This is a genomic window from Streptomyces sp. WAC03905, from assembly GCF_057371075.1.
Genome location: NZ_JBXYDZ010000003.1, coordinates 4,938,767 through 4,960,597 on the forward strand (window position 1 = coordinate 4,938,767; position 21,831 = coordinate 4,960,597).

A 21,831-nucleotide genomic window follows, 5' to 3' on the forward strand; every position below is an offset into this window, starting at 1 on the left:
TGGCCCCGGGTGCCACGCTGGCCCCATGGATGATGACCTCTCCGCACGTCTGCGCGCGAGCCTCCTCGAAGGGCTCCCCGCCGACGCCCTCCTCACCGACCCGCAGGTGACCGCCTCCTACGCCACCGACATGGCCAGCTTCTGCGCCGCCGGCACCCCGGCGGTCGTCGTCCTTCCCCGGACCGTCGAACAGGTCCAGCACGTCATGCGCACCGCCACCGCCCTCCGGATCCCCGTGGTCCCGCAGGGCGCCCGCACGGGCCTGTCGGGCGGCGCCAACGCCACCGACGGCTGCATCGTGCTGTCCCTGGTGAAGATGGACCGGATCCTGGAGATCAGCGCCGTCGACCGGATCGCCGTCGTCGAACCGGGCGTCGTCAACGCCGTCCTCTCACGGGCCGTCGCCGAACGGGGCCTGTACTACCCGCCCGACCCCTCCAGCTGGGAGCAGTGCACCATCGGCGGCAACATCGGCACCGCCTCGGGCGGCCTGTGCTGCGTCAAGTACGGCGTCACCGCCGAGTACGTCCTCGGCCTCGACGTCGTCCTCGCCGACGGCCGCCTCCTGCGCACGGGCCGGCGCACCGCCAAGGGCGTCGCCGGATACGACCTCACCCGGCTCTTCGTCGGCTCCGAGGGCAGCCTCGGGATCGTCGTGCGGGCCGTCCTCGCCCTCAAGCCGGCGCCGCCCCGGCAACTGGTCCTGGCCGCGGAGTTCCCCTCCGTCGCCGCCGCCTGCGAAGCCGTCTGCGCCGTCATGGAGGCCGGACTGACCCCCTCCCTGCTGGAACTGATGGACCGTACGACCGTCCACGCCGTCAACGCCCTCGGCAGGATGGGCCTGCCCGAGGCCACCGAGGCGCTGCTGCTCGCCGCCTTCGACACCCCGCACGCCCCCGAGGACCTCACCGCCGTGGGCACGCTGTGCACGGCCGCCGGAGCCACCGCCGTCGTACCCGCCGAGGACGAGGCGGAGTCGGAACTGCTGCTCCAGGCCCGTCGGATGGCCTTCCCCGCGCTGGAGGCGCTCCGGCCCGCCACGATGATCGACGACGTGTGCGTGCCCCGCTCCCGGCTCGGGGAGATGCTCGACGGGACCGCCGCCATCGCCCGCGCCCAGGGCCTCCTCATCGGCGTCTGCGCGCACGCCGGCGACGGCAACACCCACCCCATCGTCTGCTTCGACCCCGCCGACGAGGACGAGACGCGGCGGGCGCGCGCATCGTTCGGCGAGATCATGGGACTCGGCCTCTCCCTCGGCGGGACCATCACCGGCGAACACGGCGTCGGCGTACTCAAGAAGGAATGGCTCGCCCGTGAACTCGGGCCGGTCGGAATGGAGATGCAGCGCGCCGTCAAGCAGGCCTTCGATCCACTGGCGCTCCTCAACCCCGGCAAGCTCTTCTGACCGTACGAGGCGCAGACCGGCCGGGTTGCGCAGGGCGCGCGGTATCCGGCGCCCGCGCGGATTGCGGGGGCCGCGCGGCGTGCGGGGACCGTTCGTCATCACAGGTCCCCGTCCGCCGACTCGTCCGACGGCCACGGGTCGCGCAGCCACAGGTCGTCGGCCGGGGTCGGGGTGAGCAGCTCCGCCAGCGCCGCGTCCAGGCCGAGCCGCTCGGACTCGCTGCCCGGCGGGACGACGTCCAGGGTCCGCTCCAGCCACGCCGACACCGACAGCGCCGGGGCCTCCAGGAGGGCGTCGCCGTCGGGGGAGCTGAGCGCCATGCAGAGCACGGCCTCGTTGTCGACCTTCGTGGGCCAGATCCGGACGTCACCGTGACCGCACGGGCGGAACACCCCCTCCACGAGCAGCTCGCGGGCGAAGGTCCAGTAGACCGGGGTGTCCGAGCCGGTGTGGAAGGTGACGTGGACGGCGTACGGGTCTTCCGTGAGGTAGAGCAGCCGTGCGGGCACGGGGATGCTGCGCTCGGGTGACAGGACCAGCTTCAGTTCCAGCTCGCGCTCGATGACGGGGTGGTGCATGACTGCCTCACTTCGGTTCGGTGCGTGGGGCCGGTTACCGCCCCACACCCGCAGAGAGCCCTCATGTGCCCGGGTATGACGCGACTTTCGGCGACGAACGCAAGATTGGCCGAATCCTGTCGGCTGGCCGAAAACCGTAGTGTGGAGTGACGTTCGCTCAATGGCTTGGATTCTCCCGTTACCGGACCTGTCGGCCCACGGTTCTTGGCTATGGTCCTCCCCTTGCACAAGCCTCAAGCCACGATCGGAGTTGGGGACATGACGGCCTCCCCTGGTGACGGCGAGCACGCGGCCCGCGAGGGCTACTATCCGGACCCGTCCATCCCGGGGTACATCCGGTACTGGAACGGCGCGGCCTGGGTCCCGGGTACGAGCCGCCCCGCCCCGGCGGCGCCCGCCCCCGTCCCCACGCCCGTCCCCGCCCCCGCCCCGGCTCCCGTCCCGGTCCGCCCGCTCACCGCCCGGGCTCCCCTCGGCGCGCCCGCCGTCCGCGCCGACGAGACGGGGCCGGTGTTCCTGGACGAGACCTCCGCGACCGAGACGCTGCCGGAGCCCGCGCCGCAACCGGGACCGGCCCCGGTGGTGTGGCAGGCCGACCCCGTGCACCAGGCCGGCTTCGGCGGGCCGCGCGACCGGCGGGTGTCCTGGGGCAGCCCGCAGGACGCCGAACCGGAACCGGCCACCGCCCCGGCGCCCGCACCCGCCCCGGCGCCCGCACCCGCCCCGGCTTCTGCGCCCGCCGCCGAGCCCGGGCAGCCGTCCGCCCGGGCCGCGGGGATCTCCCTGGCCCGTACGCCGTCCCCCGCGGCGGAGCCCGCGAGGCTCCCCGCACCGTCCGCGGGCATCCTGTCGGCGCGCTCCCCGGCCGCTCAGACCCCCGCGGCCCCGGCCGCCCCGGCATGGCCCGACGCCCCCGGCACGGGCGGCCCCGGCCCCACGGGGGTCACCTCCTCCTGGCCCGAGGCGACCCCGGCCCCCGCTGCCACCCCGGCCCCCGCTCCGACCCCGGCTCCCGCTGCGGCCCCCGCCCCGGCCCCCGAGCGGGCCGCCGCGCCCGCCCGGCCCGAGGTGTGGGAGCCCCGCCCGGCGGGCGTCCGCCCGAAGGTGCCGCAGCCCGCCGCGGACGCGGCCCCGGCGGCGGAGCCGGCCGCCGCCGGCTGGGAGCCCAGCGGGTCCGAGGAGGCCCGCACGGGCGCCCGTACCGGCCGGGCCGGCACGCCCCGGGCCGTCTTCGAGCGGATGGCCGAACGGGCCGTGCGCCCCGCCGGGCTGGTACGCCGTGCCCTCGCCCGGGCCCTGGACTCCCTCGTGCACGGCGCCGTGGCCGCCGCCGTCGCCCTGCCCCTGCTGCCCGGGGCCACCGCCCACGTCCAGGCCAAGGTCGACGCGGCCCGCGCGAGCGGCCGCACCACCACCGTCTGGCTGCTCGACGCGACCATCGCCACCGGCCTCGGTACGGTCTTCTCGGCCGTGCTCCTCTTCGGCCTCTTCTACGAGGTGCTGCCCACCGCCCGCTGGGGCCGCACCCCCGGCAAGAAGCTGCTGGGCGTCCGCGTGCTGGCCACCGCCACCCTGCGTCCGCCGACCTTCGCCGCGGCCCTGCGCCGCTGGCTCGTGTACGCCTTCCTGGGCCTGCCCGGCAGCCTGTGGTGCCTCGTGAACCGCCCCCGCCGCCAGGCCTGGCACGACAAGGCCGCCGGGACATACGTGGCCCGCTAGGCCCTGTCGTCAACGTTGCACCTGGCCCGCGGCGCCCGGCACCGCACCTTGTCCTGCCGGTCCCCCCGAACGGACGCGGTCCCGTTGCGCGGGTGGCGGACCCGGGTTCGACTCGGGCCATGAGTACCGACCAGCCGCCGCCGGGCCCGCCGCCCGAGGAAGACCCGTTCCGCAAGAAGCCCGAGGAACCGACGCCTCCGTCGGGCGGTTCGCCGTACGGTCCGCCGCCCCCCGCCGGCGGCGGTCCGCCGCCTCCGGGCGGCCCGGGTCCCGGCGGGGGGTACCCGCCCCCTCCGCCCCCGTACGGCGGCGGAGGCGACCCGTACGGCGGTGGCGGCGGCTACGGCATGCCCGACCCGCTGGCCGGCATGCCCCCGCTCGCCGACTTCGGCAAGCGGCTCGCCGCGCGCGTCATCGACGTGGTGATCGTCGCGATTCCGCTGTTCCTCATCCAGCTGGCCTTCGGCACGAACCGCTACGTGGTCGAGACCGACCGCGGCGAGGACGTCAGCGAGGTCTTCACCAAGTCGTACAGCGGCAGCGGTCTGCTGATGACCCTGATCTCGATCGTCTTCTACCTCGGCTACGACTGGTGGTTCACCAAGAAGGACGGCCGGACGGTCGGCAAGAAGGCGATGGGCCTGCGCGTCGCCATGCTCAACGACGGCACCGTGCCCCCTTCCGGGACGTCCCTGACCCGGGCCGCCGTGCTCTGGCTGCCGACGCTGATCTGCTGCTTCTGCCTGTGGCCCATCGCGCTGATCATCTCGATCCTCGTCGACAAGCCGTACAAGCAGGGCCTGCATGACAAGGCCGCCAAGACCGTGGTGGTCCAGGCGACCTAGGACGGCGCGCAGGCGCCGGACGCCCGGCGGGCGGCCTCCCCCGAGGAGGCCGCCCGCCGGCGCGTCCTGCACCCGCCGGAGGGCCGAGTCTCAGTGGTGGACGGGGTGTTCGGCCGGAGCCGTCCGCGGGTCGGGCACCCGGGCGCCCTGCGCCGCCCCGTCGGCGGACGCGGCGGCCGCGCCGGCGCCCGTACGCGCCGCGTGGCGGCCCCGGCGCCGGGGCGCGGGTACGGTGAGGGCGACGAGCAGGCCCAGGGCGAGCGCGGCGGCGGAGATGACCGCGACGCCGAGCCCGGTGCTCGTCTGCGAGAGCAGCAGCATGGCGATCGTCGACACGATGACCGTGGCGGACCCGTACGCGAGCTGTGCGGCAGTCGGACGCGGCATGGCGGTATCCGTCCTCGGTGAGGGGGAGGGGAAGTCGGCTCGACCGACGTCGGGCGTCAAGTGACTCCCAGACGGGATGCCCGGGGCGAGCCCCCGGTAAGCGTGACCTAACACACGGTGCCGGAGCACAGGGGGCGCACGGGGTCATTTCTCGCGCCCGGCCAGGGGGAGAAAGGGGACGGTACGGACCCGTATCGGGGTCGGGAAGGGGCCTTCGCCCCGTATGGCAGGGGAACGTCCGGATAGCGGAACTCCCTGACCGCATAGTGCAGTTGTAAGGTTCAAGTCAAGGTCTGTCTTTTCTCGCGTCTCTCCGGTCAAATGTCGTCACTTGAGACGCGCGCCGCGCGGAACCCCCCGCTCCTATGGAGAAGTTCCGAACTCAGACGTTGCGGCCGCGGGAGGGGAACGACATCAAGTGACCAGCAATTCCGCCAGACGGCGTGCGATTCGCGCTGCCGCCGTCACCGTGACCATGGCCGCCTGTGCGACCAGTGCAACCTTCTTCACCGTCACCGCGGCCCAGGCCGAGGGCAAGGCCTCGGCCGCCCCGGTGGCCGACCGGCAGGACCCGACCACCCCTGCCAAGGTCGTCGAGCACGACCTCAAGGGCCCGTTCAGCGAGCAGCAGGCCCAGCAGCGCAAGGCCGCCCTGGACCAGGTCCTCCAGGGCAAGAAGGGCGTCGAGCAGCGCGGCGCCTCCAAGGTCGTCAAGCTCGACGACAAGAAGTACGTCGAGCTCGGCCGCGAGAAGACCGACAAGATCTTCACGATCCTCGTCGAGTTCGGCGACCAGGTCGACAACACCACCATGCACGACCCGGACGGTCCCGGCCCCAAGCCGGCCGTGCCGAAGTACGGTGGCACGCCCGGTCCGATGCACAACACGATCGCGCAGCCCGACCGTGCGAAGGACAACAGCACGGCCTGGCGCAAGGACTTCAGCCGTCAGTACTTCCAGGACCTGTACTTCGCCAGCGGCGAGGGCAAGCACTCCCTGAAGACGTACTACGAGAAGACCTCCTCGGGCCGTTACTCGGTCGAGGGCGAGGTCGCCGACTGGGTCAAGGTCCCGTACAACGAGGCCCGTTACGGCTCCAACTTCTGTGGCCAGTCCAACTGCTCCAACGTCTGGGACACCGTCAAGGACGGCGTCACGGCGTGGGTCGAGGCGCAGAAGAAGGCCGGGAAGACCGACGCCGAGATCAAGGCGAAGCTGGCCCAGTACGACCAGTGGGACCGCTACGACTTCGACGGCGACGGCAACTTCAACGAGCCCGACGGCTACATCGACCACTTCCAGATCGTCCACGCGGGCGAGGACGAGTCGGCCGGCGGCGGCGTGCAGGGCCCCGACGCCCTGTGGGCGCACCGCTGGTACGCCTACGGCACCGCCGCGGGCAAGACCGGTCCGGCCAACAACAAGGCCGGTGGCACCCAGATCGGCGACTCCGGCATCTGGGTCGGCGACTACACCATGCAGCCCGAGAATGGCGGCCTCGGTGTCTTCGCCCACGAGTACGGTCACGACCTCGGTCTGCCCGACCTCTACGACACCACCGGTGGCGGCGAGAACAGCGTCGGCTTCTGGTCCCTGATGTCGGCCGGCTCCTGGCTCGGCACCGGCAAGGACTCCATAGGCGACATGCCGGGCGACATGACCGCCTGGGACAAGCTGCAGCTGGGCTGGCTGAACTACGACACGGCCAAGGCCGCGACGAAGTCCACCCACAAGCTCGGTGTGTCGGAGTTCAACACCAAGGACAAGCAGGCCCTGGTCGTCGAGCTGCCGAAGAAGAAGGTGCAGACGGACGTCGTCGCTCCCGCCGAGGGTTCCACCCAGTGGTGGAGCAACATGGGTGACGACCTCAAGAACACCCTCACCCGCTCCGTCGACCTGACGGGCAAGTCCTCCGCCGCCCTGTCCCTCAAGGGCTGGTGGGACATCGAGGCCGACTACGACTACCTCTACACCGAGGTGTCCACGGACGGCGGCGCCACCTGGACCGCCCTCGCCGGCACCGCCGACGGCACGGCCATCCCGGCCGACGCCTCCGGCAGCCCGTCGCTCACCGGTGTCTCGGGTGCCTGGAAGAACCTCAACTTCCCGCTCGACGCCTACGCGGGCAAGAAGGTCGACCTCCGCTTCCGCTACCAGACGGACGGCGGCGCGGGCGGCAAGGGCTTCACGGCCGACGCCCTCACCATCACCGCGGACGGCTCCGCGCTGTTCACCGACGGCGCCGAGAACGGCGACAACGGCTGGACCGGCAAGGGCTTCTCGCGGATCGGTGCCGGCTTCACCAAGGAGTACGCGCAGTACTACCTGGCCGAGAACCGCCGCTACGTCTCGTACGACTCCACCCTCAAGGTGGGCCCGTACAACTTCGGCTTCGGCAACACCAAGCCGGACTGGGTCGAGCACTACCCGTACCAGGACGGTCTGCTCATCTGGCAGTGGGACACCAGCCAGAAGGACAACAACACCAGCGTCCACCCGGGCCAGGGCCTGATCCTGCCGATCGACGCCAACGCCAAGCCCATGAAGTGGGCGGACGGCACCCTGCTGCGGAACAAGATCCAGCCGTACGACGCCACCTTCAGCGCGTACTCCACGGACGCGTTCACGCTGCACAAGAACGGCGAGTCGCTGTTCCTGAAGCCGAAGCCCGCGAACCTGGTCTTCGACGACCGCAACCCGGGCAAGTACTACTCCGACGAGAACCCGACCGGATCGGTGAAGGTCACTGACACCAACACCAAGATCAAGATCCTGAAGGAGACCTACGACGGTGAGGTCATGACCGTCGAGGTGGGTCCCTCGAAGAAGTAATTCGGTAGAACCGCAGGTCAAAGCATGATCGGCCGTCGCCCCCTAGCGGGCGGCGGCCGATCGCGTTTAGATGCCCCGGTACGAGGTTCTTATTGACGGGGGAGATGACTGCCGTGCCCGGTGGAGGTTTCGTCAGATTGCCAGGCGGCAGCGTGGTCGTTGCGCTCACGCTGCCGAGGCCGTCCGGTGAGGGCGGAAATGTCCGCGTGCTGGTGCACGCCGCGAACCGGGCCCGCGCCCTGACCAGGCTGCGGAACCTCGGGATGCGGGCCGTGTACCTGCGGGGCAACGCACAGCCGCCCACACCCGACGAGGTGACGGCCGTCCTGCACCACCCGGACGGCCTGCTGTGGCGCGGCGCACCCGACCGCGCCCAGGAGCTGTGGCACCCCATCCGGGCCCTCCTGGGCACCTGAGGGGCCGCCCGGGGCCGTGTCCCGGTCTACCGGGTCCGGGGCCCGGCCGTGCCCACGAGGGCCACACCGGCCGCACGGAGCTCCTCCAGGGCCCGCTCGGTGGTGTGCGGGGCCACGGCCGCCGTCAGGTCCAGCAGCACGCGCGTGGTGAAGCCGGCGCGGGCGGCGTCCAGGGCGGTCGCCCTCACGCAGTGGTCGGTGGCGATGCCGACCACGTCGACCTCGTCGACGTGCCGCTCGCGCAGCCAGGCCGCGAGGCCCTCGCCGTTCTCGTCCGCGCCCTCGAAGCCGCTGTACGCGGCCTCGTACGCGCCCTTGTCGAAGACGGCGGCGACCGCGCCGGAGGCCACGGCGGGCGCGAAGTTCGGGTGGAACCCCACCCCCTCGGTCCCGGCCACGCAGTGCACCGGCCAGGAGGTCTCGTAGTCCGGCTCGGCCGGGGGGTGCGCGAAGTGCGACCCGGGGTCGATGTGGTGGTCGCGGGTGGCGACGACGTGCCGGTACCCGGCGGTCGCCTGGCCGATCAGCTCGGTGATGGCGGCGGCGACGTCGGCCCCGCCCGCGACCGCGAGGCTGCCGCCCTCGCAGAAGTCGTTCTGTACGTCGACGACGATCAGTGCGCGGTGCATTTCGCGTGCCCTTCGGCTTGATGGTGTGCTGCGGCGGCCCTTGCGGGGGGCTCTTCCCCTGCCCCGCCCCTTCCCGAAACTGGGGCTTTGCCCCAGACCCGCGGGGCTCGGGGGCGGAGCCCCCGCAGCGGCGCCGCGCCGGTCCCCGGCTCTCCCGCCGGGCGGGCCCGCGGGGCTATGCGTACTCGGTGGGGATCACGGCCTCGCCGCGGGAGAGCTGGGTCGCGCTCAGCGGGAGGGACGCGCGCGCCGCGCGGTGCCGGTCGCGGGCCGCCTCCAGCGGCTCGCGGGCGACCACCTCGCCGGCCTTGACCAGGTGGGTCAGCAGCTGGTCGTCCGCCAGGGCCGCGGGAACCGGCCCCACGCCCACGACCTCCGCCTCCGCCACCCCCTCGGCGTCCCGGCGGCGGGCCGCCCACTTGCGCCCGCCGATCGACGTCTTCCCGCCCGAGGACTTCTTCGCCACCGGTGCCAGCGCCGCCTTCGGGTCCGCCGAGGTGGCCCGCGCGACCAGCTTGTAGACCATCGAGCACGTCGGGTGCCCGCTGCCCGTCACCAGCTGGGTGCCCACGCCGTACGCGTCCACCGGAGCCGCCGCCAGCGAGGCGATGGCGTACTCGTCCAGGTCCGAGGTGACCACGATCTTCGTCGAGGTCGCCCCCAGGTCGTCCAACTGCTGGCGCACCCGGTGGGCCACCAGCAACAGGTCCCCGGAGTCGATCCGCACCGCGCCCAGGTCGGTACCCGCCACCTCGACGGCGGTGCGCACCGCCTCGGCCACGTCGTAGGTGTCCACCAGCAGGGTGGTGCCGCGCCCCAGCGAGGCCACCTGCGCGGTGAAGGCGTCCCGCTCGCTGTCGTGGACGAGCGTGAAGGCGTGCGCGCTGGTCCCGACGGTGGGGATGCCGTACCGGAATCCGGCCGCCAGGTCCGAGGTGGAGGCGAAGCCGCCCACGTACGCGGCCCGCGCCGAGGCGACGGCGGCCAGTTCGTGCGTGCGCCGCGCCCCCATCTCGATCAGCGGGCGGTCGCCCGCCGCCGAGGACATCCGGGAGGCGGCCGCCGCGATCGCCGAGTCGTGGTTGAGGATCGACAGGATCACCGTCTCCAGCAGCACGCACTCGGCGAAGCTGCCCTCCACCCGCAGGATCGGCGAGCCGGGGAAGTAGACCTCGCCCTCCGGGTAGCCCCAGATGTCGCCGGAGAAGCGGTACGAGGCCAGCCAGTCCAGCGTCCGCATGTCGACGACGGCCCGCTCGCGCAGGAACTCCAGCACCGCGCTGTCGAAGCGGAAGTTCTCCACCGCGTCCAGCACCCGCCCGGTCCCCGCGACCACCCCGTAGCGGCGCCCCTCGGGGAGCCGCCGGGTGAACACCTCGAAGACCGAGCGTCGGTCGGCGGTGCCGTTGGCCAGGGCGGCCTGCAACATCGTGAGCTCGTAATGGTCCGTGAAGAGCGCTGTCGACGGCACGTCCACCGGCAGGCCCAGGTCCGCAGGGTTCATGGCGGCGATGCTAGCGCACATTTCGTCAAAGTGACGAGATGTGGATCCCGTTTGTGCAACGGGCCCATCACGGTGGCAGCATGGGACGAGTGAGTGTTGCTCCCCTTGAGATCGAACGCACCGAGTCGGCCGAAGAGACCTTCGCGGTCCCGGAACCCGACGTCCCCTGGGTGACCCTGGTGCACAACGACCCGGTCAACCTCATGAGCTACGTGGCGTACGTGTTCCAGGCGTACTTCGGCTACTCGAAGGACGTGGCGCACAAGCTGATGCTCGACGTCCACCACAAGGGGCGGGCGGTCGTGTCGAGCGGCTCCCGCGAGGAAATGGAGCGCGACGTGCAGGCCATGCACGGCTACGGCCTGTGGGCGACCCTCTCCCAGGACCGCACCTGATGGGCCGGTCCACCGGGATGTTCGAGTCCCTGAAGGGCGGCGGAGCCGCCATCGCGCTGGACGAGATCGAGATCTCCATCCTGCGTTCCCTCGCGGTCCAGATGCTGGAGCTGATCGGCCCCGGCGACCCCGAGCCGGCCGAGGACGCCGACCCGCTCGCCGCGCTGTTCGCCGAGGGGCCCACCGAACCGCCGTCCGACCCGGCGCTGGCCCGCCTCTTCCCCGATGCCTACGGCTCTCCGGACGGCGCGGGCGACGAGGGCGTGGACCCGCTGGAGCTCAAGGCCCGCGCGGCCGAGTTCCGCCGCTACACCGAGAACGACCTGCGCGCCCGCAAGCGCGAGGACGCGCTGTCGCTCGTACGCAGCCTGGACGCGATCACCCCGGCCGGTGACGGCGCCGCCGTGCTGGAGCTGACCGGCGAGCTGCCGCTGCGCTGGCTCGGCGGGCTCAACGACCTGCGCCTGACCCTCGCCTCCCGGCTCGACATCACCGAGGACGACGAGGGCGCCGCGCTCTTCCGGCTGCCGGACGACGACCCGCGCAAGCCGATGGTGATGGCGTACCTCTGGCTGGGCGGACTCCAGGAATCCTTGATCGAAACCCTCTGAGGAACCTCAAGAAGGAACACCGTTCGCTCAGCGGACGCTCAAATCCGGATAACGATCAGATCACCGCGATGCGGTGATCTGTCATGATCGCTGCGCTTTGTCCGGAAATTTTGATGCCGTGCACCACATTTCTCCCCCTCGGGCAGTCGTAAGCACGTGATAAATCTTCACGACCGCCGAAGGGACGCCACCCATGTCTCCCGGCCCGCTTGAACCGGCAGACCGCCGGGTGCAACTCCATCCGTATCCGGGGGGATCGAGGACCCGATCCGCAGCCAACGAAGGCGCGGGCCGGCAGTGGAGAAAGGCGCACCAGACATGACCTCAGTGCAGGTCGAGCAGCACGGCAACACGCCCGGCGAGGGCACCCAGGGCGATGGCGGCGAGGGCTACCACCGCACGCTCGGCGCCCGCCAGATCCAGATGATCGCGATCGGCGGAGCCATCGGCACCGGCCTCTTCCTGGGCGCCGGCAAGGCGATCTCCAAGGCGGGCCCCAGCCTGATCCTGGCCTACGCGATCGCGGGCCTGGTCATCTTCTTCATCATGCGGGCCCTGGGCGAGCTGCTCATGTACCGCCCCGTCTCCGGCTCCTTCTCGGACTACGCCCGCGAGTTCCTGGGCCCGTTCTGGGGCTACGTGACGGGATGGACGTACTGGCTGTTCTGGGTGGTCACCGGCATCACCGAGGTCACCGCGGCCGCGCAGTACATGTCGTACTGGACCCACGACAGCTTCCCGCAGTGGGCCTACGCGCTGATCTTCACGGTCATCCTCTACGCCGCCAACCTGATCTCCGTGAAGCTCTTCGGCGAGCTGGAGTTCTGGTTCTCCATGGTCAAGGTCACCGCCATCGTCGGCATGATCCTGATCTGCGCCGGCATCCTCACCATCGGCTTCTCCGACGCCGCCGACACCGCCACCGTCTCCAACCTGTGGAACGACGGCGGCTTCTTCCCCAAGGGCATCGGCGGCACGCTGATGACCCTGCAGATTGTGATGTTCGCCTTCCTCGCGGTCGAGCTGGTCGGCGTCACCGCCGGCGAGTCCAAGGACCCCGAGAAGACCCTCCCCAAGGCCATCAACACCGTGCCGTGGCGCATCGCCGTCTTCTACGTCGGCGCGCTCATCATGATCCTGTCGGTCGTCCCGTGGACGCACTTCCAGCCGGGCGTCTCGCCCTTCGTCGCCGCCTTCGAGCGCATGGGCCTGGGCATCGGCGCCGCCATCGTCAACTTCGTCGTCCTGACCGCGGCCCTGTCCTCCTGCAACTCCGGCATGTACTCCACCGGCCGCATGCTGCGCGACCTCGCCCTCAACGGCCAGGGCCCGAAGGTCTTCACCAAGCTCACCAAGAGCGGCACCCCGCTCATCGGCACCACCTTCTCCGCCGCTCTGATGCTCGTGGGCGTCTGGATCAACTACGTCGCCCCCGGCAAGGCCTTCGACTACGTCGTCTCCTTCGCCACCATCTCCGGCATGTGGGCCTGGATCATGATCCTGGTCTGCCAGATCCGCTACCGGGCCAAGGCCGACCGCGGCGAGCTGCCCGGCTCGAAGTTCAAGGCGCCCGGCGCCCCCTGGACGAGCTGGTTCGCCCTCGCCTTCATCGGCATGGTCATCGTGATGATGGGCGCCGACAAGGACTCCCGCGTCTCGCTGTACTGCGCGCCGCTGTGGGGCGTCATCCTCGGCGTCTCCTACCTGGTCATGAAGAACCGCGACCCGCGCGGCGCGGCCTTCACCAAGGCCTCCTAGCAGCGGCTCCCGGCCGCCTGCCTCGGCCGGGAACCCTGCCCCCGTGGACACCCTGTCCACCATGCGGGCCCTTCCGTACCACTCCTCGGTACGGAGGGGCCCGTCTGCTTATCCTGTCGCTCATGCTGACCCTCACCCAGGCCCTGTACGACCGGATCGTCGAGCACGCCCGCCAGGACCACCCCGACGAGGCGTGCGGTGTCGTGGCCGGCCCGGCGGGCACCGGCCGCCCCGAGCGGTTCATCCCGATGCTCAACGCCGCCCGCTCGCCCACCTTCTACGAGTTCGACTCGAAGGACCTCCTGAAGCTCTACCGCGAGATGGACGACCGCGACGAGGAGCCGGTGATCGTCTACCACTCGCACACCGCCACCGAGGCCTACCCCTCCCGCACGGACGTCACGTACGCGAACGAGCCGGGCGCGCACTACGTGCTGGTGTCCACGGCCGACGAGGACGGGCTCGGAGAGTTCCAGTTCCGCTCGTACCGCATCGTCGACGGGGTGATCACCGAGGAGGAAGTGCAGGTCGTAGCGGCCTACTGACCACCATGTGAGCAGAAGGCGTCCACGATGCGGGATCACACTCCAAACCGGGGACCGGGAATCGTTAACATGACCGCATGGTTCCCCACGACGTGAGCATCGAGACGCCCGGCAGGCTGCTGCTCGTGGCGCGGCTGCACGTCGACCTGTGCCGCCTCGCCAGCGCCATCTGTCCTGCCGCCTGAGCACCGGAGCCCTTCCGCGCGGAGGGCCGACGCACCGCGCGCCCGCACTCCCACGCACACCTGCCTACGTCCTGACGACTGGAGCCCAGCCATGGCCATCGAGGTCCGCATCCCCACCATCCTCCGCACCTACACCGACGGCGAGAAGGCCGTGAACGGTGAGGGCGCCACGCTCGCCGACCTCTTCGCGGACCTGGAGACGCGGCACACGGGCATTCGAGAGCGACTCATCGACCAGGCTGCCGGCGGCCAGCTGCGCCGCTTCGTGAACGTCTACCTCAACGACGAGGACGTCCGCTTCCTCGACGGCATCTCCACCGCCCTCAAGGACGGCGACAACGTCACCATCCTCCCGGCCGTGGCCGGCGGATCGAAGTAATGCGCTACGACTCCCCGCTGGCCGCCGTCGGCAACACGCCGCTGGTCCGGCTGCCCCGGCTGTCCCCCTCGGACGACGTCCGGATCTGGGCCAAGCTGGAGGACCGCAACCCGACCGGCTCGATCAAGGACCGCCCCGCGCTCCACATGGTCGAGCAGGCCGAGAAGGACGGACGGCTGCACCCCGGCTGCACCATCCTGGAGCCGACCTCCGGCAACACCGGCATCTCGCTGGCGATGGCGGCCAAGCTCAAGGGCTACCGCATCGTGTGCGTGATGCCCGAGAACACCAGTCAGGAGCGGCGCGACCTGCTGGCCATGTGGGGAGCCGAGATCATCTCGTCGCCGGCCGCCGGCGGCTCCAACACCGCAGTCCGGGTCGCCAAGGAACTGGCCGCCGAGCACCCCGACTGGGTCATGCTCTACCAGTACGGCAACCCGGACAACGCCGGCGCGCACTACGCCACCACCGGGCCGGAGATCCTCGCCGACCTGCCGTCGATCACCCACTTCGTGGCCGGCCTGGGGACCACCGGCACCCTGATGGGCGTCGGCCGCTACCTGCGCGAGCACGTGCCCGGCGTGAAGATCGTCGCGGCCGAGCCGCGCTACGACGACCTCGTGTACGGCCTGCGCAACCTCGACGAGGGCTTCGTCCCCGAGCTGTACGACGCCTCCGTGCTCACCACCCGCTACTCGGTGGGCTCGGCCGACGCCGTCACCCGCACGCGCGACCTGCTCCAGCAGGAGGGCATCTTCGCCGGCGTCTCCACCGGAGCCGCCCTGCACGCGGCGATCGGCGTCGGCCGCAAGGCGGTCGCCGCCGGCGAGACGGCGGACATCGTCTTCGTCGTGGCCGACGGCGGCTGGAAGTACCTCTCCACCGGCGTCTACACCGCGGCGACCACGGAAGAGGCCATCGAGGTCCTCCAGGGCCAACTCTGGGCCTGACCCCATCGGGGCTGGATCGCGCGCAGCGCGATTCCAGCCCCGTCGGCGTTTGAGGCGCGGGTCCGGGCAGCGCCCGGGAAACGGCGAACGGGCGGGGTGGGGAGAAGCTCCGCGCAGCGGCCGGGGCCGGTCAGGCCGAGAGGTGTTCCGCCAGGACGGCGGCGTGGCTGGACCCCGGGTCCTTGACGGCCGTCAGCAGGGTCACCGCCCCGTCCCCGACCAGCCCGCGCAGGCGATCCAGCTCCGCCACCGCCTCCGGTTCCGCCAGCTCCGCCTCGTACCGCCGCCGGAACTCCTCCGCCGAGCCCCCGTCGTGGAACCACTTCCGCAGCTCCGTCGACGGCGTGACCGCCTTCGGCCACTCGTCGACCCCCGCCGCCGCCTTCGCCAGCCCCCGCGGCCACAGCCGGTCCACGAGCACCCGCAGCCCGTCCGCCTCCGGCTCCGGCGGGTCGTACACGCGCCGCAAGCGGATCGCCGTCATCACCGACCGCCTCCCAGTCCCTTGACCTCGTCCCACACCGCCGGGTCCAGCATCCCCAGCCGGGCCCGGAACTCCCACAGCGACACCTCGTCCGGCCGGTCCGCCTCCAGGAAGGCCGCCCGGCCCTGCATCCCCACCGTGCCCGGCGGCAACGGGATCACCCCGGCCCGCCGGTCGTCGTACTTCGCGGTGACCCACGCGACCCGCGCCCGGTGCTCCCGTACCGGGCCGACCCCCAGAACCAGGCAGGTCCGGCCGTCCGCCAGCGTCCACAGTTCACCCGCCTGCGGGTGCGGCGGCCTGCCCGTGCCGTGCGCGGGCGGGGCCCGGCGCGTGCCGCCCAGCCGCCCCCCGGCGATCAGCATCACCAACGCCAGGGCCACGACCGCGGCCACCGCGGGCCACCAGGACGTGTCCATGTTTCGACCGTAGCCGTGCGGGAAGGCCCCGGCACGGCAACGCCCGTACCCACCGTCGCTCCCCCGGGTGACAGCGCAGGTGATTCCCCCCACAACGGCCTGCCGCGGAGGAGCGACCGGACGTTTCGCGCCTTACGCTCGACCCACGCACGGCCCGCATTCCGTCCACGGACCGTCCACGGAGGTTCACGCTCCATGAAGCTCACCGTCGTCGGCTGTTCGGGGTCGTTCCCGTCCGCGGAATCGGCCTGTTCGAGCTACCTCGTCGAGGCCGACGGCTTCCGGCTGCTCCTCGACATGGGCAACGGCGCCCTCGGGGACCTGCAGCGCCACTGCGGTCTCTACGACCTCGACGCGATCTTCCTGAGCCATCTGCACGCCGATCACTGCATCGACATGTGCGCGTACTTCGTCGCCCGCTACTACCGCCACGAGGGCGGCCGCTGCGGCACCATCCCCGTCTTCGGCCCCGAAGGCACCGAGAAGCGCCTGACCACGGCCTACGACGACGTCCCCGACGAGCGCTCGATGAGCGAGGTCTTCGACTTCCGGACCCTGAAGTCCGGGAACTTCGAGATCGGCCCCTTCCAGGTCCGTACCGAGCGGGTCGCGCACCCCGTCGAGTCCTACGCCATCCGCATCGAGCACGGCGGCCGCTCGCTCACCTACTCCGGCGACACCGGCGTCTGCCCCGAGCTGGGCCAGCTCGCCGAGGGCGTCGACCTCTTCCTCTGCGAAGCCTCCTTCACGCACGGCAAGGAGGACATCCCGGACCTCCACCTCAACGGCCGCGAGGCCGGGGAGTACGCGCACGCCGGCGGCGTCGGACGGCTCGTCCTCACCCACATCCCGCCGTGGACGGACCCCGCGCAGAACCTCGCCGACGCCCGCGCGGTCTACGACGGCCCGGTCGACCTGGCGTACGCGGGCGCGGTCTACGAAGTCTGAGCGGCACCCGTGAACATGCGCAAGCCCCCGCCCTCCCGGAGGAGAGAGCGGGGGCTTCCGTATGAGGCGGGGCTGCTTACTTGGCCTCGGCCTTCTGCAGCTCGGCGAGCTCCTCGTCGGACTCGCGGCCCGGGGTGGGGAGGTTCCACTTGATGATCGCGAAGCGGAAGATCACGTAGTAGACCGCCGCGAAGCACAGGCCCACGAGAGCCAGCATCCACGGCTTCTCCGCGATGCCCAGGTTGAGCAGGAAGTCGACCAGACCGGCCGAGAAGCCGAAGCCGTCGCGCATGCCCAGGGCCCAGGTGAGCGCCATGGAGATACCGGTCAGCACCGCGTGGATCGCGTACAGCACCGGGGCGATGAACATGAAGGTGAACTCGATCGGCTCGGTCACACCGGTGACGAAGGAGGTGAGCGCGAGGGAGAACATCATGCCGCCGACGACCTTGCGGCGCTCGGGGCGCGCGCAGTGGACGATCGCGAGGCAGGCCGCCGGGAGGGCGAACATCATGATCGGGAAGAAGCCGGTCATGAACTGTCCGGCGGTCGGGTCGCCGGCGAGGAAGCGGCCGATGTCACCGTGGACGGCGCCGGTGGGGGTGTCGAACGAACCGGCCTGGAACCACGGGAAGGAGTTCAGCAGGTGGTGCATGCCGATCGGGATGAGCGCACGGTTGGCGACACCGAAGATGCCCGCGCCGACGGCGCCCGAGCCGGTCAGCCACTCACCGAAGTTGTGCAGACCCGTGCCCAGGACCGGCCAGATGAGACCGAAGACGATGCCCGTGACCAGACCCGCGAGGGCGGAGAGGATCGGGACGAGGCGGCGGCCGCCGAAGAAGCCCGCCCAGTCCGGCAGCTTGGTCCGGTAGAACTTCTGGTAGAGCAGCGCGGCGATGATGCCCATCACGACGCCGCCGAGCACACCCGCGTTGACCGGCGCGTCCACCATGACGATCTTGCCGCCGACGACCTTGGCGACCTGGGGCAGGTTGCTGTCGGTGAAGGTGGCGAGGACCTTCTGGAAGACGAGGTAACCGGTGACGGCGGCCAGGGCGGTGGAACCGTCCGACTTCTTGGCGAAGCCGATCGCGATGCCGACGGCGAACAGCAGCGCCATGTTGTCGAGGATCGCGCCACCACCGGCTGCCATGTAGCCGGCGATCTTGAGCACGAACGTCGGGAAGACGTCCTTGTCGCCGAGCATGTCGTCCGCGCCCAGGCGGAGCAGGAGCGCGCCGGCGGGCAGCACGGCAACGGGGAGCATGAGGCTCCGGCCGATGCGCTGCATGACGGCCATCACGCCAGCGCCCTTCTTCTTTTCCGCCGCGGGGGCGGTAGCCGTGGACACAACTTCCTCCAGTGGGCAAGGCGACGCCGACGGGGAAAAGAACGGGGGACGGCGACGTCTCAGAAATGGGGGTACGCGGGCTCGGACAGGCCCGCGTGGTCTACACCAATCGTGGTGTAGACCAGTTGTAGCACGGTGAGGGATAGATAAGGAACCTTCGTTTTCCTGTGGTCTACGCCACACGGAACGGGTGCCGCCGCGGCCACCCCGGCACCCGCACCCACGGGCAGGACGAAGGCCCCCGGATCCGTGATCCGAGGGCCTTCGCGGGCCGGGCCGAACGGCCCTGCGGGCCGGGCCGGTTACGCCTTGGTGTTCTCCGCCTGCATCGCCTCGATCTCCTCGTCCGACTCCCGGCCGGGCGTCGGAATGTCGAACTTCGTGATCGCGAAGCGGAAGACGGCGTAATAGACGACCGCGAACCCGAGGCCGATCGGGATGATCAGCCACGGCTTCGTGGCCAGCCCCCAGTTGATGACGTAGTCGATCAGACCCGCCGAGAAGCTGAAGCCGTCGTGCACGCCGAACGCCCACGTCACCGCCATCGAAACGCCCGTCAGCACCGCGTGGACCGCGTACAGCGCCGGCGCGACGAAGAGGAAGGAGTACTCCAGCGGCTCCGTGATCCCCGTGACGAACGAGGTGAGCGCCACCGACAGCATCAACCCGCCGACCTCCTTGCGCCGCTGCGGCTTCGCGCAGTGCGTGATCGCCAGGGCCGCCGCCGGCAGGGCGAACATCATGATCGGGAAGAAGCCCGTCAGGAACAGGCCCGCGTCCGGGTCACCGCTGAGGAACATGTTGATGTCACCGTGCACCACCTCGCCGTTCGGCTTGGTGAAGCTGCCGAACTGGAACCACACCGGCACGTTCAGGAACTGGTGCAGGCCGATCACCAGCAGGGCCCGGTTCGCGACGCCGAAGATGCCCGCACCCCAGTAGTCCAGGCCCACCAGCCAGTCGGAGAAGCTCTCCAGTGCGGCACCGATCGGCGGCCAGATCCACAGGCAGAGCGCGGCAAAGGCGATCGCCACGAAGGCCATGATGATCGGGACGAGCCGGCGGCCGTTGAAGAAGCCGAGCCAGTCCACGAGCTTCACCCGGTGGTAGCGCTGCCAGAACCACGCCGCCAGCAGGCCCATGACGATGCCGCCGAACACCCCCGGATTCTGGAAGGTGTACTGCGCGAACGTCTCGTCCGGCCCCAGACAGCCGCCCCCGACGTCCTTCGTCCCGTCCGGGCACGGCACCGGGAACGCCCGCAGCACGCTGCGGTAGACGAGGAAGCCGGCCACCGCCGCCAGCGCCGTCGAACCGTCCGCCTTCTTCGCCATCCCGATCGCGACGCCGACGCAGAAGAGCAGCGGCAGGCCGAGGTCGGCGTTGAGCAGGGCGCCGCCCGCCGCCGCCATCACCTTGGCGATCTGCGGCCAGACACCGGTCCCCTCGGCGTCGATCAGCCCCAGCCGGTTCAGGATGCCGGCCGCCGGCAGTACCGCGATCGGCAGCTGCAGGCTCCGCCCCATCTTCTGCAGCCCCTGGTAGAGGCTGTTGCGCCGGGACGGTCGTGGTACTGCGGCGGTGCTGCTCGCACTCATCGGCGTCTCCCTGACCGGCACGGTTTTTGCATACGGCTTTTTGGATGCGGCAGCAGTTCCGTGCACACTGGTGTAGACCAGTTGTGGGCAGGTTGCTGCTGATCGTCATCATTCGGCAGGGACCGGACACGCGCTCGCGTAGATGGGCCAACCGTGCGTTACCGTGACAACGCGGGCCGTGCGGGTGGGTATCCATGTTCCGGCCGCTGAGACTCGTTCTTCGCATCACTCAGGGAGAAACACATGGCCACCAAGGCTGAGAAGATCGTCGCCGGGCTCGGCGGCATCGAGAACATCGAAGAGGTCGAAGGCTGCATCACCCGCCTGCGCACCGAGGTCGTCAACCCCGACCTCGTGGACGAGGCCGCCCTCAAGGCCGCCGGCGCCCACGGCGTCGTCCGCATGGGCACCGCGGTCCAGGTCGTCATCGGCACCGACGCCGACCCCATCGCCGCCGACATCGAAGACATGATGTGACCCGCACCCCCTGAGCCAGGGCCCACGGCCCGAAGCACCGACGGACCCCGTCCCGCACCCCGGACGGGGTCTTCGCGTAGGGGCGGGGTCCTTGCACGGAGGCGGGGTCCTCGCGCAGAGACGGGTCTGCGCGCAGAGGGGTGTCCACTAGGCTCGGACCCATGTCTCGCATCGACGGCCGTACGCCCGAACAGCTCCGCCCGGTCACCATCGAACGCGGATGGAGCAAGCACGCCGAGGGCTCCGTCCTCATCTCCTTCGGAGACACCAAGGTCTTCTGCACCGCCTCCTTCACCGAAGGCGTCCCGCGCTGGCGCAAGGGCAGCGGCGAAGGCTGGGTCACCTCCGAGTACTCGATGCTGCCGCGCTCCACCAACACCCGCGGCGACCGCGAATCCGTCCGCGGCAAGATCGGCGGCCGCACCCACGAGATCTCCCGCCTCATCGGCCGCTCCCTGCGCGCCGTCATCGACTACAAGGCCCTCGGCGAGAACACCGTCGTCCTCGACTGCGACGTCCTCCAGGCCGACGGCGGCACCCGCACCGCCGCCATCACCGGCGCCTACGTCGCCCTCGCCGACGCCGTCGCCTGGGGCCAGCAGAAGAAGCTGATCAAGGCCGGCCGCAAGCCCCTCACCGGCACCGTCGCCGCCGTCAGCGTCGGCATCGTCGACGGTGTCCCGCTCCTCGACCTCTGCTACGAGGAGGACGTGCGCGCCGAGACCGACATGAACGTGGTCTGCACGGGCGACGGCCGCTTCGTCGAGGTCCAGGGCACCGCCGAGGGCGAGCCCTTCGACCGCAAGGAACTCAACGCCCTCCTCGACCTCGCCGCCGGCGGCTGCGCGGACCTCGAAGCCATCCAGCGCGGCGCGCTGGGCCTGTAGCCGGGCAACCGGCGGACGCCCCCCGGCGTCCCAAGGAGCAACGGACACGACAACGGGCGCACGGTGCAACGACCGTGCGCCCGCCCGTGCCCGCCCACGCCCACGTCCACTTCGTACAGGTCCTCTCGGGAGAAACGCATGAAGCTCCGCATAGCGGCGGTCGCCGCGGCAGCCGTCCTGACCGTCTCGGCCCTCACCGCCTGCGACGCCATCTCCACGGCCATGGACTGCGCGAACACCGCCGTCGCCATCACGGACGGCGCGAACGACCTCCAGCAGGCCGTCTCCCAGGCGGGCAACAGCCCGCAGGACGCCAAGAACGCCCTCGACCAGATCGAGGCGAACCTCAAGAAGATCGGCGACCAGACCGACAACGCCGACCTGGGCAAGGCCATCGACTCGATGAACACGGCCGTCAAGAACGTCCGCACTTCCATCGACAGCGGCAACTCCGTCCCGGACATCCAGCCCGTCGCCGACGCCGCGAGCGAGATCTCCAAGGTCTGCACCCCGGGATAATGG

At 70.9% G+C, this 21,831-nt stretch carries 24 protein-coding genes; 16 read left to right on the forward strand and 8 right to left on the reverse strand.

Annotated features, from left to right (window positions below; genetic code table 11):
- The first annotated feature begins 25 nt into the window (after positions 1-25).
- Positions 26-1,408, forward strand: a complete 1,383-nt coding sequence (locus AC2RP6_RS24745) for an FAD-binding oxidoreductase (RefSeq protein WP_486448184.1) — start codon at positions 26-28, stop codon at positions 1,406-1,408.
- A 98-nt stretch (positions 1,409-1,506) separates the two neighbouring features.
- Here AC2RP6_RS24745 and AC2RP6_RS24750 read toward each other — a convergent pair whose 3' ends face one another.
- Entirely contained in the window at positions 1,507-1,986 is a 480-nt protein-coding gene (locus tag AC2RP6_RS24750; RefSeq protein ID WP_486448185.1) for an SsgA family sporulation/cell division regulator, read from the reverse strand.
- 258 nt (positions 1,987-2,244) lie between these two features.
- Between AC2RP6_RS24750 and AC2RP6_RS24755 the strand changes: the two genes are divergently transcribed.
- Both AC2RP6_RS24755 and AC2RP6_RS24760 read left to right on the forward strand, forming a co-directional pair.
- Positions 2,245-3,705 (forward strand): RDD family protein, encoded by a 1,461-nt coding sequence (locus AC2RP6_RS24755; RefSeq protein ID WP_486448186.1) that lies wholly within the window; start codon positions 2,245-2,247, stop codon positions 3,703-3,705.
- A gap of 119 nt (positions 3,706-3,824) precedes the next feature.
- Positions 3,825-4,550 (forward strand): RDD family protein, encoded by a 726-nt coding sequence (locus AC2RP6_RS24760; protein WP_486448187.1) that lies wholly within the window; start codon positions 3,825-3,827, stop codon positions 4,548-4,550.
- Between the two features lie 90 nt (positions 4,551-4,640).
- Here the strand turns inward: AC2RP6_RS24760 and AC2RP6_RS24765 are convergent, their stop codons facing one another.
- Positions 4,641-4,937, reverse strand: a complete 297-nt coding sequence (locus AC2RP6_RS24765) for a hypothetical protein (RefSeq protein WP_486448188.1) — start codon at positions 4,935-4,937, stop codon at positions 4,641-4,643.
- Between the two features lie 475 nt (positions 4,938-5,412).
- Here AC2RP6_RS24765 and AC2RP6_RS24770 point away from each other — a divergent pair, with 475 nt between their 5' ends.
- Together AC2RP6_RS24770 and AC2RP6_RS24775 are read left to right on the forward strand one after the other, a co-directional pair.
- On the forward strand, positions 5,413-7,770 hold the full coding sequence (locus AC2RP6_RS24770; RefSeq protein WP_486450438.1) for an immune inhibitor A domain-containing protein: 2,358 nt from the start codon (positions 5,413-5,415) through the stop codon (positions 7,768-7,770).
- Positions 7,771-7,883: 113 nt separating this feature from the next.
- Positions 7,884-8,186 carry a hypothetical protein gene (locus AC2RP6_RS24775; RefSeq protein WP_030825287.1) on the forward strand — a complete coding sequence of 101 codons (303 nt, stop codon included), beginning with the start codon at positions 7,884-7,886 and terminating at the stop codon, positions 8,184-8,186.
- A 26-nt stretch (positions 8,187-8,212) separates the two neighbouring features.
- On the opposite strand, the gene AC2RP6_RS24780 is transcribed toward AC2RP6_RS24775, so the two are convergent.
- Positions 8,213-8,815 carry an isochorismatase family protein gene (locus tag AC2RP6_RS24780; protein WP_486448189.1) on the reverse strand — a complete coding sequence of 201 codons (603 nt, stop codon included), beginning with the start codon at positions 8,813-8,815 and terminating at the stop codon, positions 8,213-8,215.
- A 175-nt stretch (positions 8,816-8,990) separates the two neighbouring features.
- Entirely contained in the window at positions 8,991-10,319 is a 1,329-nt protein-coding gene (locus AC2RP6_RS24785; protein WP_486448190.1) for a nicotinate phosphoribosyltransferase, read from the reverse strand.
- An 80-nt stretch (positions 10,320-10,399) separates the two neighbouring features.
- On the opposite strand from AC2RP6_RS24785, the gene clpS reads away from it, so the two are divergent.
- The 7 genes from clpS (at position 10,400) to AC2RP6_RS24820 (ending at position 15,142) form a co-directional block, all read left to right on the forward strand.
- A complete protein-coding gene (clpS, locus tag AC2RP6_RS24790; RefSeq protein WP_030026546.1) occupies positions 10,400-10,714 on the forward strand; it encodes an ATP-dependent Clp protease adapter ClpS in 315 nt (104 codons plus the stop codon).
- Positions 10,714-11,325 (forward strand): DUF2017 domain-containing protein, encoded by a 612-nt coding sequence (locus AC2RP6_RS24795; protein ID WP_486448191.1) that lies wholly within the window; start codon positions 10,714-10,716, stop codon positions 11,323-11,325. The genes clpS and AC2RP6_RS24795 overlap by 1 nt, the downstream gene beginning before the upstream one ends.
- A 318-nt stretch (positions 11,326-11,643) precedes the next feature.
- On the forward strand, positions 11,644-13,083 hold the full coding sequence (locus AC2RP6_RS24800; protein ID WP_486448192.1) for an amino acid permease: 1,440 nt from the start codon (positions 11,644-11,646) through the stop codon (positions 13,081-13,083).
- Between the two features lie 122 nt (positions 13,084-13,205).
- The gene (locus AC2RP6_RS24805) at positions 13,206-13,628 is read left to right on the forward strand and encodes a M67 family metallopeptidase (RefSeq protein ID WP_486448193.1); all 423 of its coding nucleotides are present in this window, start codon (positions 13,206-13,208) and stop codon (positions 13,626-13,628) included.
- A gap of 77 nt (positions 13,629-13,705) precedes the next feature.
- Positions 13,706-13,813 carry a putative leader peptide gene (locus AC2RP6_RS24810; RefSeq protein WP_310941867.1) on the forward strand — a complete coding sequence of 36 codons (108 nt, stop codon included), beginning with the start codon at positions 13,706-13,708 and terminating at the stop codon, positions 13,811-13,813.
- A gap of 91 nt (positions 13,814-13,904) precedes the next feature.
- Positions 13,905-14,192 carry a MoaD/ThiS family protein gene (locus AC2RP6_RS24815; RefSeq protein WP_486441971.1) on the forward strand — a complete coding sequence of 96 codons (288 nt, stop codon included), beginning with the start codon at positions 13,905-13,907 and terminating at the stop codon, positions 14,190-14,192.
- On the forward strand, positions 14,192-15,142 hold the full coding sequence (locus AC2RP6_RS24820) for a PLP-dependent cysteine synthase family protein (protein WP_486448194.1): 951 nt from the start codon (positions 14,192-14,194) through the stop codon (positions 15,140-15,142). The genes AC2RP6_RS24815 and AC2RP6_RS24820 overlap by 1 nt, the downstream gene beginning before the upstream one ends.
- Positions 15,143-15,272: 130 nt before the next feature.
- Here AC2RP6_RS24820 and AC2RP6_RS24825 read toward each other — a convergent pair whose 3' ends face one another.
- Complete coding sequence (locus AC2RP6_RS24825; protein ID WP_486448195.1) at positions 15,273-15,626, reverse strand: DUF488 domain-containing protein; 354 nt, start codon at positions 15,624-15,626, stop codon at positions 15,273-15,275.
- Positions 15,626-16,045 (reverse strand): hypothetical protein, encoded by a 420-nt coding sequence (locus AC2RP6_RS24830; RefSeq protein WP_486448196.1) that lies wholly within the window; start codon positions 16,043-16,045, stop codon positions 15,626-15,628. Before AC2RP6_RS24830 ends, AC2RP6_RS24825 begins: the two co-directional genes overlap by 1 nt.
- Positions 16,046-16,240: 195 nt before the next feature.
- On the opposite strand from AC2RP6_RS24830, the gene AC2RP6_RS24835 reads away from it, so the two are divergent.
- The gene (locus AC2RP6_RS24835) at positions 16,241-16,993 is read left to right on the forward strand and encodes an MBL fold metallo-hydrolase (RefSeq protein ID WP_486448197.1); all 753 of its coding nucleotides are present in this window, start codon (positions 16,241-16,243) and stop codon (positions 16,991-16,993) included.
- Positions 16,994-17,069: 76 nt separating this feature from the next.
- Here the strand turns inward: AC2RP6_RS24835 and AC2RP6_RS24840 are convergent, their stop codons facing one another.
- Positions 17,070-18,296 (reverse strand): PTS transporter subunit EIIC, encoded by a 1,227-nt coding sequence (locus tag AC2RP6_RS24840; protein WP_486450439.1) that lies wholly within the window; start codon positions 18,294-18,296, stop codon positions 17,070-17,072.
- 353 nt (positions 18,297-18,649) lie between these two features.
- Positions 18,650-19,945 carry a PTS transporter subunit EIIC gene (locus AC2RP6_RS24845; protein WP_486448198.1) on the reverse strand — a complete coding sequence of 432 codons (1,296 nt, stop codon included), beginning with the start codon at positions 19,943-19,945 and terminating at the stop codon, positions 18,650-18,652.
- Between the two features lie 243 nt (positions 19,946-20,188).
- On the opposite strand from AC2RP6_RS24845, the gene AC2RP6_RS24850 reads away from it, so the two are divergent.
- The 3 genes from AC2RP6_RS24850 to AC2RP6_RS24860 all read left to right on the forward strand — a co-directional run bounded on the left by AC2RP6_RS24850 (position 20,189) and on the right by AC2RP6_RS24860 (position 21,828).
- On the forward strand, positions 20,189-20,422 hold the full coding sequence (locus AC2RP6_RS24850; protein WP_030026567.1) for a PTS sugar transporter subunit IIB: 234 nt from the start codon (positions 20,189-20,191) through the stop codon (positions 20,420-20,422).
- Positions 20,423-20,583: 161 nt separating this feature from the next.
- A complete protein-coding gene (gene rph / locus AC2RP6_RS24855; protein WP_486448199.1) occupies positions 20,584-21,309 on the forward strand; it encodes a ribonuclease PH in 726 nt (241 codons plus the stop codon).
- 138 nt (positions 21,310-21,447) lie between these two features.
- On the forward strand, positions 21,448-21,828 hold the full coding sequence (locus AC2RP6_RS24860; protein WP_486448200.1) for a hypothetical protein: 381 nt from the start codon (positions 21,448-21,450) through the stop codon (positions 21,826-21,828).
- The last annotated feature ends 3 nt before the right edge of the window (positions 21,829-21,831 follow it).

Bases quoted from the DNA above. Each gene is read 5' to 3' on its own strand.
- AC2RP6_RS24745 (WP_486448184.1), top strand. From the start codon at position 26: ATGGATGATGACCTCTCCGCACGTCTGCGCGCGAGCCTCCTCGAAGGG.
- AC2RP6_RS24750 (WP_486448185.1), bottom strand. From the start codon at position 1,986: ATGCACCACCCCGTCATCGAGCGCGAGCTGGAACTGAAGCTGGTCCTG.
- AC2RP6_RS24755 (WP_486448186.1), top strand. From the start codon at position 2,245: ATGACGGCCTCCCCTGGTGACGGCGAGCACGCGGCCCGCGAGGGCTAC.
- AC2RP6_RS24760 (WP_486448187.1), top strand. From the start codon at position 3,825: ATGAGTACCGACCAGCCGCCGCCGGGCCCGCCGCCCGAGGAAGACCCG.
- AC2RP6_RS24765 (WP_486448188.1), bottom strand. From the start codon at position 4,937: ATGCCGCGTCCGACTGCCGCACAGCTCGCGTACGGGTCCGCCACGGTC.
- AC2RP6_RS24770 (WP_486450438.1), top strand. From the start codon at position 5,413: ATGGCCGCCTGTGCGACCAGTGCAACCTTCTTCACCGTCACCGCGGCC.
- AC2RP6_RS24780 (WP_486448189.1), bottom strand. From the start codon at position 8,815: ATGCACCGCGCACTGATCGTCGTCGACGTACAGAACGACTTCTGCGAG.
- AC2RP6_RS24785 (WP_486448190.1), bottom strand. From the start codon at position 10,319: ATGAACCCTGCGGACCTGGGCCTGCCGGTGGACGTGCCGTCGACAGCG.
- clpS (WP_030026546.1), top strand. From the start codon at position 10,400: ATGGGACGAGTGAGTGTTGCTCCCCTTGAGATCGAACGCACCGAGTCG.
- AC2RP6_RS24795 (WP_486448191.1), top strand. From the start codon at position 10,714: ATGGGCCGGTCCACCGGGATGTTCGAGTCCCTGAAGGGCGGCGGAGCC.
- AC2RP6_RS24800 (WP_486448192.1), top strand. From the start codon at position 11,644: ATGACCTCAGTGCAGGTCGAGCAGCACGGCAACACGCCCGGCGAGGGC.
- AC2RP6_RS24805 (WP_486448193.1), top strand. From the start codon at position 13,206: ATGCTGACCCTCACCCAGGCCCTGTACGACCGGATCGTCGAGCACGCC.
- AC2RP6_RS24810 (WP_310941867.1), top strand. From the start codon at position 13,706: ATGGTTCCCCACGACGTGAGCATCGAGACGCCCGGCAGGCTGCTGCTC.
- AC2RP6_RS24815 (WP_486441971.1), top strand. From the start codon at position 13,905: ATGGCCATCGAGGTCCGCATCCCCACCATCCTCCGCACCTACACCGAC.
- AC2RP6_RS24820 (WP_486448194.1), top strand. From the start codon at position 14,192: ATGCGCTACGACTCCCCGCTGGCCGCCGTCGGCAACACGCCGCTGGTC.
- AC2RP6_RS24825 (WP_486448195.1), bottom strand. From the start codon at position 15,626: ATGACGGCGATCCGCTTGCGGCGCGTGTACGACCCGCCGGAGCCGGAG.
- AC2RP6_RS24830 (WP_486448196.1), bottom strand. From the start codon at position 16,045: ATGGACACGTCCTGGTGGCCCGCGGTGGCCGCGGTCGTGGCCCTGGCG.
- AC2RP6_RS24835 (WP_486448197.1), top strand. From the start codon at position 16,241: ATGAAGCTCACCGTCGTCGGCTGTTCGGGGTCGTTCCCGTCCGCGGAA.
- AC2RP6_RS24840 (WP_486450439.1), bottom strand. From the start codon at position 18,296: ATGGCCGTCATGCAGCGCATCGGCCGGAGCCTCATGCTCCCCGTTGCC.
- AC2RP6_RS24845 (WP_486448198.1), bottom strand. From the start codon at position 19,945: ATGAGTGCGAGCAGCACCGCCGCAGTACCACGACCGTCCCGGCGCAAC.
- AC2RP6_RS24850 (WP_030026567.1), top strand. From the start codon at position 20,189: ATGGCCACCAAGGCTGAGAAGATCGTCGCCGGGCTCGGCGGCATCGAG.
- rph (WP_486448199.1), top strand. From the start codon at position 20,584: ATGTCTCGCATCGACGGCCGTACGCCCGAACAGCTCCGCCCGGTCACC.
- AC2RP6_RS24860 (WP_486448200.1), top strand. From the start codon at position 21,448: ATGAAGCTCCGCATAGCGGCGGTCGCCGCGGCAGCCGTCCTGACCGTC.